This window comes from Bradyrhizobium campsiandrae (assembly GCF_014529705.1).
Classification (GTDB): Bacteria; Pseudomonadota; Alphaproteobacteria; order Rhizobiales; family Xanthobacteraceae; genus Bradyrhizobium; species Bradyrhizobium campsiandrae.
In genome coordinates, this window is record NZ_JAANIH010000418.1 from 1 (window position 1) to 242 (window position 242).

Below are 242 nucleotides of genomic sequence, written 5' to 3' on the forward strand. Positions count from 1 at the left end.
GGTCTTGTCGCGATGGAGACCTCGCACAACAATGCGAGCGGCGCCGTCTTGCCGCTGGAGCACATGCAGGCCGTGCACACCATGGCGTCGGTCCGCGGCGTCCCCGTGCATCTCGACGGCGCGCGGCCCGGCCAGCACCGCACCGGCCGGCGCGCTCAGGCCTTTCGACAGACACAGGGAGACCGTGTCGCAATGCCTGGCAATCTGGTGCGGCGCCACGTCGAGAGCCGTCGCGGCATTGA

2 pseudogenes are annotated in these 242 nt (G+C 69.8%); one reads left to right on the plus strand and one right to left on the minus strand.

From position 1 onward, the window contains the following. Positions 1-12: 12 nt before the first annotated feature. Positions 13-69, plus strand: a pseudogene (locus tag G8O24_RS46305) (hypothetical protein); the annotation flags it as partial. Positions 70-174: 105 nt separating this feature from the next. Here G8O24_RS46305 and G8O24_RS46310 read toward each other — a convergent pair. Further along, positions 175-219 (minus strand): annotated as a pseudogene (locus G8O24_RS46310) (hypothetical protein); the annotation flags it as partial. Positions 220-242: the final 23 nt, after the last annotated feature.